15 protein-coding genes are annotated in these 16,897 nt (G+C 66.7%); 9 read left to right on the top strand and 6 right to left on the bottom strand.

Annotation, left to right across the window (positions count from 1 at the left end):
* The 6 genes from N5D62_RS27215 to N5D62_RS27190 all read right to left on the bottom strand — a co-directional run.
* Window positions 1-1,040 (bottom strand): ABC transporter ATP-binding protein (locus tag N5D62_RS27215; protein WP_279761207.1); only part of this gene is annotated, 1,040 nt, incomplete at its 3' end.
* A gap of 13 nt (window positions 1,041-1,053) precedes the next feature.
* The gene (locus tag N5D62_RS27210) at window positions 1,054-2,427 is read right to left on the bottom strand and encodes a GH1 family beta-glucosidase (protein WP_279761208.1); all 1,374 of its coding nucleotides are present in this window, start codon (window positions 2,425-2,427) and stop codon (window positions 1,054-1,056) included.
* Between the two features lie 35 nt (window positions 2,428-2,462).
* Window positions 2,463-3,335, bottom strand: a complete 873-nt coding sequence (locus tag N5D62_RS27205; protein WP_279761206.1) for a carbohydrate ABC transporter permease — start codon at window positions 3,333-3,335, stop codon at window positions 2,463-2,465.
* Window positions 3,336-3,346: 11 nt separating this feature from the next.
* Window positions 3,347-4,282: a sugar ABC transporter permease gene (locus N5D62_RS27200; protein ID WP_279761204.1), complete on the bottom strand. Its 936-nt coding sequence runs from the start codon at window positions 4,280-4,282 to the stop codon at window positions 3,347-3,349.
* Between the two features lie 14 nt (window positions 4,283-4,296).
* Window positions 4,297-5,499 (bottom strand): extracellular solute-binding protein, encoded by a 1,203-nt coding sequence (locus N5D62_RS27195; protein ID WP_279761203.1) that lies wholly within the window; start codon window positions 5,497-5,499, stop codon window positions 4,297-4,299.
* A gap of 182 nt (window positions 5,500-5,681) precedes the next feature.
* Complete coding sequence (locus N5D62_RS27190) at window positions 5,682-6,707, bottom strand: LacI family DNA-binding transcriptional regulator (protein ID WP_279761202.1); 1,026 nt, start codon at window positions 6,705-6,707, stop codon at window positions 5,682-5,684.
* A 246-nt stretch (window positions 6,708-6,953) separates the two neighbouring features.
* Here N5D62_RS27190 and N5D62_RS27185 point away from each other — a divergent pair, with 246 nt between their 5' ends.
* The 9 genes from N5D62_RS27185 (at window position 6,954) to N5D62_RS27145 (ending at window position 16,784) form a co-directional block, all read left to right on the top strand.
* Entirely contained in the window at window positions 6,954-7,304 is a 351-nt protein-coding gene (locus N5D62_RS27185; protein ID WP_279761201.1) for a hypothetical protein, read from the top strand.
* Window positions 7,305-7,404: 100 nt separating this feature from the next.
* The gene (locus tag N5D62_RS27180) at window positions 7,405-7,731 is read left to right on the top strand and encodes a hypothetical protein (RefSeq protein WP_279761200.1); all 327 of its coding nucleotides are present in this window, start codon (window positions 7,405-7,407) and stop codon (window positions 7,729-7,731) included.
* Window positions 7,732-7,763: 32 nt separating this feature from the next.
* Complete coding sequence (locus tag N5D62_RS27175; RefSeq protein ID WP_279761199.1) at window positions 7,764-8,099, top strand: hypothetical protein; 336 nt, start codon at window positions 7,764-7,766, stop codon at window positions 8,097-8,099.
* Between the two features lie 61 nt (window positions 8,100-8,160).
* On the top strand, window positions 8,161-11,517 hold the full coding sequence (locus tag N5D62_RS27170) for an FG-GAP-like repeat-containing protein (RefSeq protein ID WP_279761198.1): 3,357 nt from the start codon (window positions 8,161-8,163) through the stop codon (window positions 11,515-11,517).
* Window positions 11,518-11,600: 83 nt separating this feature from the next.
* Window positions 11,601-15,515: an RHS repeat-associated core domain-containing protein gene (locus N5D62_RS27165; RefSeq protein ID WP_279761197.1), complete on the top strand. Its 3,915-nt coding sequence runs from the start codon at window positions 11,601-11,603 to the stop codon at window positions 15,513-15,515.
* Window positions 15,512-15,910 (top strand): hypothetical protein, encoded by a 399-nt coding sequence (locus N5D62_RS27160; RefSeq protein WP_279761196.1) that lies wholly within the window; start codon window positions 15,512-15,514, stop codon window positions 15,908-15,910. Before N5D62_RS27165 ends, N5D62_RS27160 begins: the two co-directional genes overlap by 4 nt.
* Before the next feature lie 57 nt (window positions 15,911-15,967).
* Window positions 15,968-16,174, top strand: a complete 207-nt coding sequence (locus N5D62_RS27155; RefSeq protein ID WP_279761194.1) for a hypothetical protein — start codon at window positions 15,968-15,970, stop codon at window positions 16,172-16,174.
* Window positions 16,174-16,512, top strand: coding sequence for a hypothetical protein (locus N5D62_RS27150; protein ID WP_279761193.1), 339 nt, complete (start codon window positions 16,174-16,176; stop codon window positions 16,510-16,512). The genes N5D62_RS27155 and N5D62_RS27150 overlap by 1 nt, the downstream gene beginning before the upstream one ends.
* Window positions 16,513-16,595: 83 nt before the next feature.
* Entirely contained in the window at window positions 16,596-16,784 is a 189-nt protein-coding gene (locus N5D62_RS27145) for a hypothetical protein (RefSeq protein WP_279761192.1), read from the top strand.
* Window positions 16,785-16,897 lie beyond the last annotated feature (113 nt).

Raw genomic sequence — 16,897 nt, 5'->3', positions numbered from 1 at the left:
GCGTCGAAGGCCAGCGCGTGGCTGGCGGTCGCGATCAGCCGGACCGCGTCGCCGTCGTGCAGCGACGCCGCGCCGGCGGGCAGCTTGGCGGTGACCAGGTCGGGCAGGCCGTCGATGCGCAGGTGCAGGATCGAGACGTCGCCCAGGTGCTCGGCCAGCACGACGGTGGCGGGCACGCCGCCCTCGTCGGGCGAGGCGGCCAGGCGCAGGTGCTCGGGCCGCAGGCCCAGGCGCCGGGCCGCCGGCCGGGCGGCGCCGCCCAGCGCGTCCCACAGCTGGCGCGCGGCGCCGGGCGTGTTGCCGTCCGGGCGCTCGATGAAGTTGATCTTGGGCGCGCCGAGGAAGGTGGCGACGAACTCGTTGGCCGGATGGCGGTAGAGGTCCATCGGCGCGCCGAGCTGCTCGATGCGGCCCTGGTTGAACACGGCGATGCGGTCGCCCATCGTCATCGCCTCGACCTGGTCGTGGGTGACGTAGATCATGGTCGTGCCCAGCTGCTGGTGCAGCCGGGTGAGCTCGATGCGCATGTCCACGCGCAGCGCGGCGTCCAGGTTGGACAGGGGCTCGTCGAACAGGAAGACCTGGGGCTTGCGCACGATCGCGCGGCCGATGGCCACGCGCTGGCGCTGGCCGCCGGAGAGCTGCCGGGGCGTGCGCTGCAGCAGGTCGGTGATGCGCAGCACCTCGGCGGTGCGGCGGACCTGCTCGTCGCGCTCGGCGCGGGCGACGCCGGCCATCTTCAGGGCGAAGCCCATGTTCTCCGCCACCGTCATGTGCGGGTAGAGCGCGTAGCTCTGGAACACCATCGCCGCGCCGCGGTCGGCCGGGCGCAGGTCGTTGGCGCGCCGGCCGTCGATCAGCAGGTCGCCGCCGCTGATCTCCTCCAGCCCGGCGATCATGCGCAGCGTCGTGCTCTTGCCGCAGCCCGAGGGCCCGACGAAGACCATGAACTCGCCGTCCCGCACGTCCAGGTCGAGGCCCTGGATCACCTCGTGATCGCCGTAGCGCTTGCGGATGCCGCGCAGCGTGACTTGTCCCATGACGGTCTCCCGGTCAGCCCTGGCGCGAGGCGCGCTGTTGCAAGACGAAATCGCGGTACGCGAGCGCGCTGTCCTTGGGCGTGCGCGTGAGCGTCGCGTAGTCGACGTGCACGATGCCGAAGCGCTTCTCGTAGCCCGAGGCCCACTCGAAGTTGTCCATCAGGCTCCACACCATGTAGCCGCCCATCGGCACGCCCTGGCGGATCGCGTCGCCGACGGCGGCGATGTGCGTGTCCAGGTAGCGGGTGCGGTCGGCGTCGTGGACGCGGCCGTCGGTGCCCAGCGGATCGGGGAAGGCGCCGCCGTTCTCGGTCACGTACAGGCGCGGGACCGCGGGGTAGTCGCGGTGGACCGACACCAGCAGGTCGGTCAGGCCCTGCGGATAGACCTCCCAGCCCATGTCGGTCAGCTCCAGGCCGGCGGTCTTCGGATCGAAGCTGCCGTCCGCGCTGGCCATGCCGCGGGAGTAGTAGTTGATGCCGACGAAGTCGACCGGCACGCGGATCTCGTCCATGTCGCCGGCGGCCACCACCGGCGCGTCGTCGCCGAGGTGATCGAGCACGTCCTGCGGATAACGGCCGTGGGCGAGCGGGTCCATGTACCAGCGGCGCAGCCGGCCGTCCTCGAGCCGCGCCTTGGCGCGGTCGGCCTCGGAGTCGGTGGCCGGGTACATCGGCGCCATGTTCAGCACGATGCCGAGCGAGGCCGGCAGCTTCAGCGCCCGCAACGCGGTCACCGCCCGTCCGTGGCTGAGCAGCAGGTGGTGCGAGACCTGCGCGGCCAGGCGGCGGTCCTTCAGGCCGGGCGCGAAGACGCCAGACTCGTGGCCGAGCTGGGCCACGACCCAGGGCTCGTTGTGCGTGGCGATCGAGACGACCTTGTGGCCCAGGCGCTGGGCGATGCCGACCGCGTACTCGACGAAGCGCTCGACGGTGGCGCGGTTGCCCCAGCCGCCGATGTCCTGCAGCGCCTGCGGCAGGTCCCAGTGGTTCAGCGTCAGGTAGGGCTTGAGGCCGCGCGCGAGCAGCCCGTCGACCAGGCGCTCGTAGAAGCGCAGGCCGGCCTCGTTCCAGTCGCCGTCGCCGGTGGGGCGCACGCGCGGCCAGGACACCGAGAAGCGGTAGGCCTCGACGCCCAGGTCGCGGATCATGTCCAGGTCCTGCTCCCAGCGGTCGTAGTGGTCGCAGGCCACGTCGCCGCTGCTGCCGTCGGCGATCACGCCGGGCTGGCGGCAGAAGGTGTCCCAGATCGACGCGCCCTTGCCGTCGGCGTCATGGGCGCCCTCGATCTGGAAGGCGCTGGTGGCGACGCCCCAGACGAAGTCGGCGGGGAAGTCCTTGGCGGCGGCCGTGGGGAGCGCGGAGGAGACGGTCGTGGGAGATGACATCGAGGTGTTGTTCTGGGTGTTGGAGAAGGCGCGCGTCACTTCACCGCGCCGACGGTCAGGCCCGAGATGAGCTGCCGCGAGCACAGGACGAAGAGCACGATCAGCGGCAGCGTCGCGATGGCGGATCCGGCCATCAGCGCGCCCCATTCGGTGTCCACCGGGCTCTGCAGGCTGCGCAGCGCCAGGGGCAGCGTGTACATGTCGGGCGAGCGCATGACGACCAGCGGCCCGATGAAGTTGTTCCACGACGAGATGAAGGTGATCAGCCCCAGCGTGCCCAGCGCCGGCTTGAGCAGCGGCAGCACGATGCGGGCGTAGATGCCCAGTTCCCCGCACCCGTCCATGCGGGCGGCCTCGACCAGTTCGCGCGGCACGGCGGAGCCGATGAACTGGCGCATCAGGAAGATGCCGAAGGCGCTGGCCGCGCCGGGGATGTAGAGCGCGCGCGGCTGGTCGATCCAGCCCAGCAGGTCCATGATCATGAAGCTCGGGATCATGTTCATGAAGCTGGGCAGCAGCATCGTGCCCATGACCAGCCCGAACAGCGCCTTCTTGAAGCGGAACTCGTACATCGCGAAGGCGTAGCCGCCCATCGAGCAGAACAGCAGCGTCAGCGCGGTGTTGCACACGCCGACGTACAGGCTCAGGCCGAGGTTGCGCCAGAAGGGCAGGCGCTTGGTCAGGATCTCGACGTTGGCCAGGAAGTCGTCGCCGAACCACATCGGCGGCGGCAGGCTGAAGATCTCGGTGCGCGAGTGCGTCGCGAAGACGAACATGAAATAGAACGGCGCGAGCATCAGCAGCGCGCCGGCGCCCACCAGCAGGTAGGCGGCCCAGGCGGTCATGCGGGGCGGCTGCGCGGCGCGCGGCGCGGCGGTGTCGAAGGGGGCGGGCATCGTGGTGCTCATGGGGCGCGGCCTCAGTCGTCCTTGCGCCGGAAGGCGCGGTTCGTCAGCCACGTCAGCGCGGCCACGACGAGGAACAGCAGCCAGGACATCGCGCTGGCGGCGCCGAAGTCGTTGAAGTCGAAGGCGTTGCGGTACAGGTAGACGGCGGCGCTCATGCCGGCCTGGTCGGAGCCGCCCTTGCCGCCGGTGAGGATGAAGGGCTCCTCGAACAGCTGCAGCCCGCCGATGACGCTCAGCGTCACGCCGAAGAAGATCATCGGCCGCAGGCTGGGCAGCGTGATGTGGAAGAACTGCTGCAGCCGGCTGGCGCCGTCCATCGTCGCGGCCTCGTAGAGATCGGGCGGGATGGTCTGCAGCGCGGCCAGGTAGAGCACGACGTTGAAGCCGACGTAGCGCCAGAACACGATCGTCGAGATCGCCGGCTTGAGCGCGTCCGGGTCGTTGAGCCAGTCGATGGCGGAGGCCGGCATCAGGTGGCCCAGCAGCGGGATCTCGCGCAGCGTCGCCAAGGCCAGGTTGATCAGGCCGTAGTCGGTGGAGAACAGCGAGCTGAACAGGATCGCGATCGCCACCGAGGAGGTGATGTAGGGCAGGAAGTAGGCCCCGACCATCGGGTTGCGCCAGCGCTTGAAGGCCAGGTGCAGGAAGGTGGCCAGCGGGATCGCGACCAAGTGCTGCGGCACGCCCGAGGCGATCGCCAGCCAGGCGGTGTTGCGCATCGACTTCCAGAACCATTCGTCCTGCAGCGCGAAGGCGAAGTTGTCCAGGCCGACCCAGTGCATCGCGGCCAGGCCGCTGGTGGGTTCCCAGCTGTGGAAGGCCAGGTACAGCGAGAACATCAGCGGGAACAGCCCGAAGACCACGAACAGCAGCAGGAACGGCGCCAGCAGCGCGTACGGGGCGTAGCGCGGCGACAGCCGCAGGGCAGGGGGGAGACGCAGGCTCATCGTCGGGTTCCGTGTCAGCGCCGCGCGCGTTGCTGGAGCAGCCGTTGCGCGTCGGCAAGCGCGGTGGCGATGTCCTTGTCGCGGTCCAGGACCTTGTCCAGCTCGGTGTCGATGACCTCGCGGGCGAAGGCGTCCTGCTTGTGGACCGGGAAGGCGCGGATGTGGCTGGCAGCGTCGCGCCAGTCGCGGCGGGCGACCTGGCCGCCCAGGAAGGGCAGGGGCTGGTCGTAGAACGCGTCGGTCTGGGCGTCGACCAGCGCCGGGAAGGCGTCCTGGACCTTGAAGGCGGCGAGCTGCTGCGCGCGGTTCATCGTCATGAAGCGGATGAACTCGTAGGCCATCGGCTTGCGGCCGGCGTCGCCGTGGCGGGCCATCGCGAAGAAGGTCCCGCCGTAGGCGGCGAAGGCGCCCTCGGGGAGCTGCGCGGCGCGCCACTTGCCGCGCGTGCCGGGGGCCAGCCAGGTGTTCAGGTGGCCGGCGAGCCAGGCGCCCGACATCTGCGTGGCGATGCCGCCGCGCTTGAAGCCCTCGGTCCAGTCGGAGGACCAGGCGGTGACCTTGGCATCGAGCTGCTGGCGGCGCACCGCGCGTGCCAGCTCGAAGGCGCGCACGAAGCGCGGCGAGGTCACCAGCGGGCGGGAGTCCTTGTCGAAGTACAACCCTTCGCCGGGCTGCATGCCGGTGCGGATCAGGATGTCCTTCATGTCGCGCGCATGGGCCAGCAGGTAGGCGCCGGTCGCGGACTTGATCTTCACGCCGGCGGCGACGTAGCCGTCCCAGCTGGTCGTCAGGTCCGACTCCTTCAAGCCGGCCTTGGCCAGCAGGTCGGTGCGGTAGAGCAGGGTGCCGGGTCCGATGTCGGTCGGGACCGCCACCACCGCGCCGGCCGCGGTCGTCGCCTGGTCGAAGGCATAGGCGACGAAGCGGGCGCGCTCGCGGGTCAGCTCGTAAGGCGGGCGGGACAGGTCCTCGAGGCCGGTGCCCTGCGCGAAGCGGCCCAGGTAGCCGATCTCCAGCGCCATCACGTCGGGCAGGCCCTTCGCGGTGGACAGCGCCGTGGTCATCGCGGTGTGATGGTCGTTGACCTCGCGGCTCACGATCTTCACCTCGACCTCGGGATGCAGCGCATGCCACGCGGGCAGCGCGGCGCGGACGATCTCGTCCACGGCCGGGAAGGCGGCGACGGTCAGCGTGGTCGTCGGCGCCGGGGCGGACACGGCAACGCCTGACCCCGCCAGGGCCACGCCCAGGGTCGTCGCGATCGCCGATAGCCGTCGGGCCCACTGCCGCATGCTGCTTGTCTCCGTTGTTGTTGGTGTCATGAAAGCGCTTTCATGATAGCCGTGATGAAGCGTCAAGGTAGCAGGGTTAGTGCTGAGTGGGGGAGGTCCCCGGGGAGCTACTTCAAGGCGCGCGTGGAGGAGCGGATGATCAGCCGCGGCTCCGGTAGCTGGGCCGACGGGCTCTTGTGCGCCAGCAGGTCCATCAGCGCCTGGGCGGCGCAGCGGCCCAACTCCAGGCCGGCCTGGTGGATCGTCGTCAGCGGGGGAATGCAGTGCGCGGCGCCGGCCAGGTCGTCGAAACCGATGATCGAGACATCCTCGGGCACGCGCAGGCCGCGCCGGTAGAGGGCCAGCGACGCGCCGAAGGCCATCTGGTCGTTGGCCGCGAAGATCGCGGTGAAGGGCTCGCGGCTGTCGATCAGGCGCTCGACGGCCATCACGCCGCTGTCCTCGTGGAACATGCCGGGCAGCACCAGCGCCGGCTTGTACTTGACGCCGGCGGCCTCGAGCGCCGCGCGGTAGCCCCTCAACCGTTCCTGCGCATCGGGGTGGACCGGATCGCCGGCGATGAACGCGATCTTGCGATGCCCCTGCGACAGCAGGTGATGCGTGGCCAGCCGCGCGCCTTCGAAGTCGTTGAAGTTCAGCGAATACAAGCCGCCGGCCTTGAGCGTGCGGCCGGTGACGACGACCGGCAGCTCCTTGGCCAGCTTGCGCAGCGACTCGTCGCTGAGGCGGCCGGTGAGCACGATGATCCCGTCGACGCGGCGCGCGCGCAGCGTGTCGATGCAGCGCTGCTCTTCCTTGGCGTTCCAGTGGCCGCTGGCGAAGAGCGGGATGAAGCCGGCGGCGTCCAGCACTTCCTCGATGCCGCGCAGCGCGACGCCGTAGTAGGGGCTGTCGATGGCCTGGGTGACGACGCCCACGCTCTGGGAGCGCCCGCCGGCGAGCACGCGCGCGATCGGATTGGGGACGAAGCCGAGCTCGGCGATGGCGCGGTCGACGGCGTCCTTCTTTTCCTGGCTGACGACGGCGGTGCCGTTGAGGATGCGCGAGACGGTGCTCGGCGAGACCCCGCTGGCTTCGGCCACCATGCCCAGCGTCACCTTGGCTGACGGGCGGGCGGTCTTGGTGCTCTTCATGGGCGGGGATAGCGTTGTCGTTGGCGCGGGCGAGTTTAAGGGACGGCGCCGGGCCGATGGCAAGGGGCGATGTGACGCGGCGATGTCGGGGCGGTTGACCGACCGAGGCGTGAGGACACGGATCGACAAGGCGGCGTGAAGACGGTAATGTGCCGCCCCGATCGCATCGCGGGAGCGATGCGGCCTCCGACGCCGGCAGACGGCGCGGATCGACAACAACAAGCTGTGTTTCCAGGGAGTGGAGTCATGAAAAAGCTGGCAAGGCTGATGGCCTTCGTCATGGCGGCGGTGCTGCCCGTGCAGTCGTACGCGTTCGAATGCAACGTGAAGATCAATTACCTCCTCGTCTATGCGCATGGGGACGTGAACGTGCACCACACCGGGCGCAACGACTTCACGGTGATCTGCAACGTCAACAACACCTACCAGGGCGTCTCGCCGACGACCTGCGCGATGTGGACGGCGCTGCTGCTGGGCGTGAAGAAGCGCAACGCGATGGCGACGTTCTACTGGGGCCGCGAAGGCAGCTGCGCGACGCTGGGCACCTACGGCGATGCCGCGGTGCCGTCGTACATCGGCGAGATCCCGGGGCAGTGATTCCCGGCGCCTGAGTGAGGCGCCATCCCGCGATTGCTGCCGCGCCCGAGGGCGAAGGCCGCCTGGGCGGCACGCCATCCTGTTCGAGGGAGACGAGACCATGAACATCAAACTGATCGCCGGCGTCGCGCTGGCCGCGCTGCTGCCGTTGAGCAGCCATGCCTATACCGAATGCCCGCCCGTCAAGCTGACGAAGGTGTGGAGCGATGTCGATGGCAATTTCTTCATCGCCATCAACAACGGCTACCTGAACGGCTCCATCCGCGCGACGGTCAACCCCGCGACCTCCAAGCCGGCGATCGCCATCGCGATCACGGCCTACACGGCCAACCGCAAGGTCATCGTGCGGTACTCGCGGGATGGTGTGAATTGCGACGCGCCGGTCTGGGACGAGGTGATCGGCTCCATCGGCATGGCCGGCGACTGATCGGCCCAACGACATTCCTCGGGACAGAACCCATGAAATCGCTGATCGCCGTCGCGGCACTCGGATTCGCCGCGCTGGCCTCGCCTGCGCAGGCCCAGATGGTGCCGCTCACCTCCGACCCCGCGACCTGGCGGGTGGAGAACTACCCCGGCGACGTCGTCGCGATCTGGTACGCCGTGCCGGAGAGCGAGTGCCCCGGCCGCCAGCTGGTCTTCACGCCCAACTACACGAAGACGGACCTCAACCGCTTCTGGGCGACCTACACCGCGGCCCGCAGCGGCGCGGCCAGGATGTTCCTCTACTACGAGGTCGTCCAGAACCCGAAGCAATGCCTGATCCGGAGCTTCGGGATCGACAACGCGAGATGACGACAGCGGGCGCGTGACCGGGCCCCGCCGGCGAAGCAGAAAACGAATGAATGGCGCATCGATGAAGGTGAACGCTTTGAACTTGAAGGTCCTCGGAAGTCTCGTGCTGGCGACATTGCCGGCGTGGAGTGGCGCCGCGGTGACGGTGTCGCCCAGCGGACAGCCCGGCTACAGCATCAAGGTGCAGACCCCGCCCGGGCGCGGACCGGAACCCAGTATCTCGATCAACTACTCCGGCGCGCGAAACGGCGCCGTCGGGACCGGATGGACGCTGAGCGTCGGCGCCCAGATCACGCGATGCGCCGGCATCAAGGCGATCGACGGGATGCCGGGCACGGTGAACTTCGATGCGACGGACAAGCTGTGCTTGAACGGGGCGCGGCTGATCGCGCTCGATGGGGAGGGCAATCCGACGGTGGGCCTGACCACGCGTGATGCCGCCGGCCTCGACACGTCGTCCTATCGCGAGTACCGCATCGAGACCGACAGCCGGACGCGGGTACGCGCCTACGGGATGGCCGGCACCGACGCCAACTCCGGACCGAAGTACTTCAAGGTCTGGCACCCGGATGGCGGTGAATCCGTGATCGGCAAGGCGACGGACGAGGCGACGAACAACGCGGTCATCCTCGGCACCCAGTCGCGCTACGCCAAGACGGCGATGACCTGGCTGGTGGCCCAGACGCGCGACCAGCACGGCAACGGCATCCAGTTCTTCTACGACCAGGCGGAGTACCGAGTCGGCGCCAACGTGGACGACCCGTCGGGTTACGCGTCGCTCGGCAAGGATGTCGTCGTCAAGGAGATCCAGTACGGCCCCGGCAACAAGGTCGTGTTCTCCTACTCCGACCGGGCCGACACGCTGGGCGCCCGCGAGGAGACGCTGTATCGCGGCAACAAGTCCGTGTCGGTGCGTCTGCTCAACGCGATCTCGACCTACGTGAACGCCCCCGCGGGGATCGGCCAGCTGGATGGCGCGGTGCATGTCCGCACGTTGCGGCTGAGCTACGACACCGGCACCGTCAGCGGGCGCCCCCGGCTCAAGGACGTGAAGGCCTGCACGGCGGTCACCGCCGGCAAGTGCCTGCCTTCGACCTCGTTCACCTACACCGAGGGCGGCCCCTCGTCCTTCTCGAAGGTCACGGCGCTGGACCTGCCGGCCGACCTGTACACGCCGATCCATCTGGACCCCAATCTCACGGCCACCTACTCCGCGGACTTCGACGGCGACGGACGCACCGATCTGCTCAGCGCGAGCGGGGATCGCTCCCCGCGCACGCTGATCTACCGCAGCAAGGGCGGCGGCGCCTTCGAATCCATCGCCGACCCGGTCCTCGCCAATGAGCGGCTGGTCTCGTTCTCCGTGCCGACGGCGAATTGGTGGGCGACCTGCTCCATCACCGTCCTGGTTCGAGACTTCAACGGCGACGGGCGTCCGGACATCCTGCGGACTGCCGGCGGTCCGCCGGACATGACGCCCCAGACCGAACCCTGCCAGGCCACCAAGACGGCGCTGTTCCTCAATACGCCCACGGGCTTCGTCAAGAAGGAGGCGCCAGGCCTGCCGGCATCCGGCGGTTCGAACTGGTTCCCCGACTTCATCTACGACGGCGATGGCAATCCGGGAGCGTTCCAAGGCTGGGGTGCGGCGACGTCCAGCTACTGGATCGACCTGAACGGCGACGGCATCCTGGACCTGCTGGTCACCAGCATCGGGGAGAAGGACTACGCCTCCAGCAGCTTCGTGCTGTGCCCGAGCGGCAAGTGCACGCGGGCCTACCTCGGCGATGGCCAGGGGGGCTTCAGCGAGATTCCCACCAACCTGGCGCCATTCCCGCTCGTGTTCCTTGCCAGCGTCGGCGCTGGCGGGGGGCCCGTCGTCGACATCAACGGGGACGGCCTGGCCGACCTGTTGGTGGCGGACCCGCGCTCGCGGATCTACAGCCAGTCGCCCGGCACCGAGCCCTGGTGGGACGTGATGACGTCGCGCGGCGATGGCAACTTCGACTTCAAGGCCAACTTCGGACTGAGCGAGATCCTGAGCGCGTCGGCCTTGGACGTCCAGGGGGACGGCCAGCCCGAGATCCGGGCGACGATGTCCGAGCTCAACGGGTCCTTCGAGCGGGTCTGGCATCTGCCGGACCCCGCGTTCTCGGTGATGGGTGGGTACCCTTGGAAAGGGCTTCCCGTCCTGGACCAGGACACGCCGATCGTCGGTGGCGGCTACAGCGTGCCGATCGACTTCAACGGCGATGGCCGCACGGACTCGCTGTTCATCGTTCCCAAGGTCGATTCGACCTCCTCGTACCAGTCCTACTACCAGGTCATGTTGCTGACCCACAAGGGGCAGGACCGGGCCTTCAACATTCCGATCTCGAAGCTCGGGACGATGGAGAACGGGTCGCCGTGCTGCGGCTACAAGCGCCAGCTGCACATCGGCAACTTCACCGGCAATTCGCCGGTCGAGATCCTCAGCCTGGGACACGCGCGGAACAACGAAGCCAACGAGCTGTACACGCCGGACCATCCGATTCCTCCCGACCGCCTGTTGACGGTCCGGGAGGGAGCGTCCGGAACCACGACGCTGACCTACGCGCCGGCCGCCGCCACCGATCGCGTCGTGGCCGAGACCGCCGTTGGCGAAGGACAGATCGCGCTGGCGCCGGCCGGGATCGTCGTCACGGCCATGTCCGCGCCCAGCGGCGTGCCGGGCCGTCCGTCGGTCACGGAGTACGCCTATGCCGGCATGCGCAGCGACAAGAACGGCCGCGGATCCTTGGGATATCGCGTCGTGAAGGCCCAGGCGGACACGGCAGCAGGAAGGGCGGCGACCACCGTCACGCGCTTCGCGCAGACCTTCCCCTACGTGGGCATGCCGATGAGCACGAGTACCGTCCTCTCGTCCATCGGATCCACGGGCTCCGGGCAGGTGCTCTCGACCAAGGACTACGCCTACTGCGACGCGGGCAACGACGTCGCCACGCGTGATGCGCTCGTCGCCGGCAACGGCAATTGCGCGGCGATCGCCTCCCCGATCAAGCGGACCTACACCCGCCTGGTGAGCGCCAGCGGCAAGGAACTGGACGGCTCTGCACTGCCGCAGCAGACGGTCACGACCGATGTCAACGCCGCGGGCTACCCGACCAAGACGCAGACGGCCACGACCTTCGAAGGTCGCTCCTATGGCAGCGCCGAATCGATCACCTACGTGGCCGACGACGTGAGCTGCAGCGCCAAGGACAGCTGCCGGTGGTGGGTCTCCCGTCCGGATCGGACGGTGGTCAGCAAGACGGTGCCAAAGGTGCTGCTGGAGACCACCGCGCCCAATGGGGGAAATCCGACCACGCCGCCGGATCCGCCTTCGACGGTTCCACCCGCCGTGCTGGCCGCGATCCTGCAGTTGCTGCAGGACGAATGAGCGCGCGAGGACCCTCACCGAACGCAGCAGGACCGATCCCTCGCGAGGGCGGTTCCCAAAAGAACGACATTGGATTGCTCATCATGAGAAAGCAGGGAGTGCGCCTCGGGGTGTTGGCCTTGACCGCGGGTCTGGCGATGGCGGCCGAGTGCGCCTGGGCCGACACGTCGACCTCGCCAGCCGATCCGTCGAGCTACAGCCGGACCCTCAAGTTCAGCTATGAGGCCGGGACGGGGCGCCTCGCGGAAACCACCGTCGAGCCGGACAAGCCGGCGCTGTGCAAGCGCACCAGCGTCGGATACGACGATTGGGGCAACGTCACCCGCAGCACCGAATCGCATTGCGACGACGCGCCGCTTCGCGTTCGCGTCGCCGCGGCCACGACCCAGGACAAATACGAGGCCGTCGCCGCGCAATCCTTCAAGGTGAACGGTGCCACCGTCACGACGGGCATCCTGGCGGGGTTCTTCGCGACGAAGAACGAGAACGCGCTGTCGCAGACGAAGTCGACGGCGTTCGATCCTCGCTTCGGCGTGCCGATCCAGGTCACCGACCCCAATAGCGCGGTCAGCAAGACGGAGCTCGACGACTTCGGGCGCACCGTGCGTGCCACCGCGCCGGATGGCACGTCGGTGGTGACCTTCCATTGCGTGCTGAGCAGCGGCGAAGGCGACACGGCGGCCAACAGCGATGGCTGTCCCGCGGTGACCGCGCCGGAGCGGCCGGACGCCGCGGTCTTCATGACCCATGCCGAGCCGCGGAACGCGAAGGACAAGAAGTCCGGTGCCTTCGTCCGCACGTATCTCGATGCGCTGGGCCGGCCGATCCGGGTCGCGACGGAGAGCTTCGACGGCGCGAAGCAGCCCTCGGGCCGCTCCGGCGCCATCGTGGTGACGGACACGGTCTATGGTCCGCAAGGGCAGAAGCTCCTGCAGACCTCGGCGTACTTCCTGAGCACCGGGTCCAGCACGCTGGCCGGCAGCCAGGATGTCGCCGTCTCGTCATTCGACTACGACGACCTGGGTCGGGTGAAGCGGACCGTGGCCACCAATCCCAAGGGCCGCACCACGCAGTCGTTCGGTGGGGGAGGTTTCGGCTACGGCAGCTATGGCAGCCGCGCCGCGGCTGAAGTCATCGTGGAGTTCAGCGCCGGATGGACCCGGACGACCGATCCGCAAGGGCGCAAGTCCCTGGCCGAACTGGACGGTCTGCGTCAGGTCGTCCGTGTCACGGATCGCGGCGGCGCGCAGGTGGCCTATCGCTATGACGCCTTCGGCCAACCCGTCGAGACACGCGACGCGCTGCAGAACGTGAGCAGCATGGCGTACGACCAGTTGGGTCGCGTCGTGGCGGTGGACGACCCGGACAAGGGGGTGTCGCAGTCGTGCCTGGACGTGCTGGGTCGGCCCAAGGCGACGCAGACCTCCAACCAGCGTGGCGGCCATGTGACGGGCGACTGTCCCGACTTCGACGCCAGCGCGAGTACCGCGCCGGTCAAGGCCGGATGGACCACGTATGCGTATGACGCGCTGGGTCGAAAGGTCGAGCAGCGGTCCGGCGGCGATCGGTACACCTGGACCTACGACTCGGGCACCGGGGCGAAGGGGCGTCTGAGCCAGTCGACGACGGACCGCGGCGTGACCAAGCGGTTCTATTACGACGGCATCGGTCGCGCGACGAGCTCGCGCACGGACATCGCGCAGGGCCCGTCCTTCGCTTCTTCGGTGTCCTATGACGGCGACACCGGACGGCTCGACACCAAGACCTATCCGACCGGCCTGAAGGTCAGCTACGACTACACGGCGCTCGGTTATCTCGCGGCCTTGCGCACGCAGTCCGCGCTGGATCTGCGGCCGATGCCGGCTTCCGCCGGCGGCACGCGCCCGAACGGCATCCTGCTCTCTGGCAACTCGATCCTGTGGGCCGCGCAGACGCAGCGCGCCGATGGCCGGGTCGAGCAGACCTGGCTCTCGAGCAACGTGACGGCCACCACCGTGACGGACGCGATCGGACGAGTGACCGGCCAGACGGTTCAGTCGGCCGACCTCAGCAAGCTGGCGGAGCGCGGCTATGTCTGGGACGACGTCGACAACCTCAAGACGCGGACCGACAACATCGGCAGTGGCAGCGGGGCCGTCAGCGAATCCTTCGAGTACGACACGCTGAATCGCCTGGAGGCGTATACGGTGGCGTCGCCCGCGATTCCCAACCTGCAGCGACGGGTCGAGCTGATGTACACGGCGCTCGGCATGATCCGGTGGAAGAGCGACCTCGGCGGTTATGTCTATCCGACGCAGGGCGCGGGAGTGCGCCTGGCTCATGCGCCGACGACCATTGCCGGCGCGCAGCTGGGCTACGACCTGAACGGCAACGTCGTCTCCCGGTCGTCGGGCAAGTACAAGACGCTGACCTACACCGACTTCGATCGCGTCGAGACGGCGCAAGCGCGCGATGGCGGCATCAACTACGCCTGGGCTTACGACGAATCGGAGTTCCGGATCAAGGAAAGCCGCGCGACGTGGCAGGGGACGAGGACGCTCTGGTACCTGCATCCGGATGCGGTCGGCGGTCTGGGCTACGAGATGGAGACCGCGGGTGGCTCGACCAGCCATCGGCACTTCCTGTCGATTGGTGGCCAGGCGATCGGCGTGATCGTCAGCGATGCTGCCTTGCCGGCCCTGAACAGCCAGCAGACGGCGCCGTCGTCGGTGGATACGCTGGCGATCAACAAGGTCGAGTACTGGCATCAGGACTACCAGGGCTCGCTAATGGCGACGACGGACCATGCCGGGGCCGTCACCGCGCGCTACGCCTATGACCCGTTCGGACAACGCCGTCAGACGGATGGCAACTTCGACACGTGGGGTTCGCTGCTGATCGATTGGCGCGCGGACGTGAACGCGGGGACGTCGCGTGGCTTCACCGGGCACGAGCACCGGGACGATGTCGGCCTGATCAACATGAACGGGCGGATCTATGACGGTCGCGCCGGGCTGTTCCTGCAAGCGGACCCGCTGCTGCAGGACCGCTTCAACACCCAGAACTACAGCGCGTATTCGTACGTCTTCAACAACCCATTGAATACGGTTGATCCCAGCGGAATGCAAGGCTGCGCTGCTGGAGGCCGCTGTCCCGATAATGTACTTCCGCCATCTAAAAATGATGGCAAACGTGCTCCTCTCTCCGAAGATAGATACAAAGACGATGATCGATGGCTGGCGCCTCTGCCGGACTGGGCACCCAACGGCGAAATTCAGCGAGTTAAGGATCAGACGCAGGCGTCCCGACTAATTGGTCTCTTCACGAACTGTCCGACCGGCGCATGCATGCGGCTTGTCGATAAGGGCGCCCCAGCGTCAAACTTGCAGGGGCTTGAAGCTGCACAGTTTAAAGCCGCCCAGTATGCGGCGAAGGTAAGAAGAAAAGCCAGCGCGCTTCTTTCCGATCTGCGCAGGTCGTTCGGAATATTTGATCGCATGAAGCCTTCGCGCGAATCAATCCGCGAGGGTGTTGAACAGGCTTTCTTTGGACACTGCTTCACGAATTGCGCAATGCGCGAAGCGGTCGTCGATATGACGTCCGAATCATTCGAAGGCTTCGTTGACGGGCTTGCGGAGGCAGGGAATGAGTACTACCCGACTCTCGCCGAGGGGGCATTCATGGCGCTCCTCTTGCCAGAGAGCACATTGGCGAATACCGCAAAGGCGACAGTAGCATTCGAAACAAAGCAAGCCGCCAGGGCAGCCTTGGATGGCCCCCTAGGAGCAGCCGCAAACAGGTTCTTCCGGGGCGCCGCTAAGAATGCGCAGGATTTCCGCATCACTGACCTTGCGGACGCCGGCAAGCGATTTGAGTTCTTCTCGCCAGCGAGAAATGCGGGGTACGGGAAACTTTATGTTCAGGAAGTCGACAGCACGGGGGCAATCGTCCGCGAGTTCAAAGACACTTTAGGACCGCGAGGTCTCATTGAGACCAAATGGGTACATGGAGGGCCATGATGGAGACGTTGGCGGCAGCAATCGCGGCACTCTTGGAAGGCGATCTGAACAGTCTGGAGACAGTTTGCGATGTCGGCCACCGTGAGCTCTTGGAAGCGGCGGCGAAGCTTCCCCGGCTCTTCGTCTCACGTTCTGCCTTGGCAAAGGTGTTGGAGGACTGGGGCCGAGGTCTTTTTACTGCTGGAGATATCCAACGATGGGCGTCGTTCATCCGGCGCGGCTACGTTTCTGGCACAGCATCCGGTGAACTTCGCCCGATCGAGATCGAGTATGACGCCGACGATGAAGAATTGATTGTAGAAATCGTCGGAAGACTCGATGAGATTGGAGATCGGATTGACGGATACGTTGATGCTCGCGAGCAGGAAGAAATGCTGCGAGCCCTGCGGGCATAGCCTTCGCCGCAAAGGGCGCTGCAGAAACAACCCGAGTCGGTCGCTGGATGAGCCGACATGATGGATCCATTGGTCAAACGCTTTGGCTCCGCAGAGATGGCATTGAATGAAATGCGTATGGCCGCGCGAGCATTCGCTACCCCGAGGGTATATCAGACGGGTAGTTGGGTTACGGTCAAGTTGGGTGGTATTGCAGTTCGCCTGAAGGGCGTGGTGCTGAATGGTGAGTTCAGAATTTCCACAGCAACGATGAAGCCGTTCTGATGGCAATTACAGATGAAGAGGTGTTCGCACTCGCCAAGCTGTTTGCGAGGTCAAGCACTTTGGACATCGCGATAAACTCGGCGGCGCATGAGGCAGAGGTGATTGAACGATTGGCCACTGAATGCGGGCTGTTTTCCACTCTCAGATTTCCCTTCCATTTGCCGCGGACAGATGGGTCTTTGCAGCGGGATTGGGATTTCTCTCACCGGGATCTGGAGCATGGCGGGTCCTTTCTCGCCTCGTTGGCATATCCGGATGTCGTCGAACTGGAATTTGTTGCGCACGTCGAGCCCTGGCCCAACGGATTCGATCCAAGCGCATTTCAAGAGTCGACCTAGGATGAATAAGCCCTCGACCGCATTCTTCCTCTACTTGGCAACTCCCAATCTGTGAGAAGACAGTCTTCAGAGGCAGTGGAAAATTGAATAAGATCGTCTTCTCAATAATTAAGTTCGGACTTCTTTCTTTTGTGGCTGGCTATGTTGGCCTGCCCGACTTGGTGGATTCGAAGTTCGGGGTGTTTGCGGGGCTGGCGGTCGTGGTGCTAATTGTCTTGATGGCGGCTGATGGATTAAAGGCCGCAAGAAAAATTGGCGGCCGGAACGACTAGGCTTGCACAAGGTATCTCTTTGGCAAACTAGCGCCCCCGGTTCGTGACCTCTCGACAGACCCTGGACAGCCGATGGCTGGATTCGATTTACGACCAATTCCGCAAGAGCCGAT

It is taken from the genome of Mitsuaria sp. GD03876 (assembly GCF_029840635.1).
In the GTDB taxonomy this organism is placed as follows: domain Bacteria; phylum Pseudomonadota; class Gammaproteobacteria; order Burkholderiales; family Burkholderiaceae_C; genus Roseateles.
Note: the sequence above shows the minus strand (reverse complement) of the source record. Positions and strands in the feature narration are given on the sequence as shown.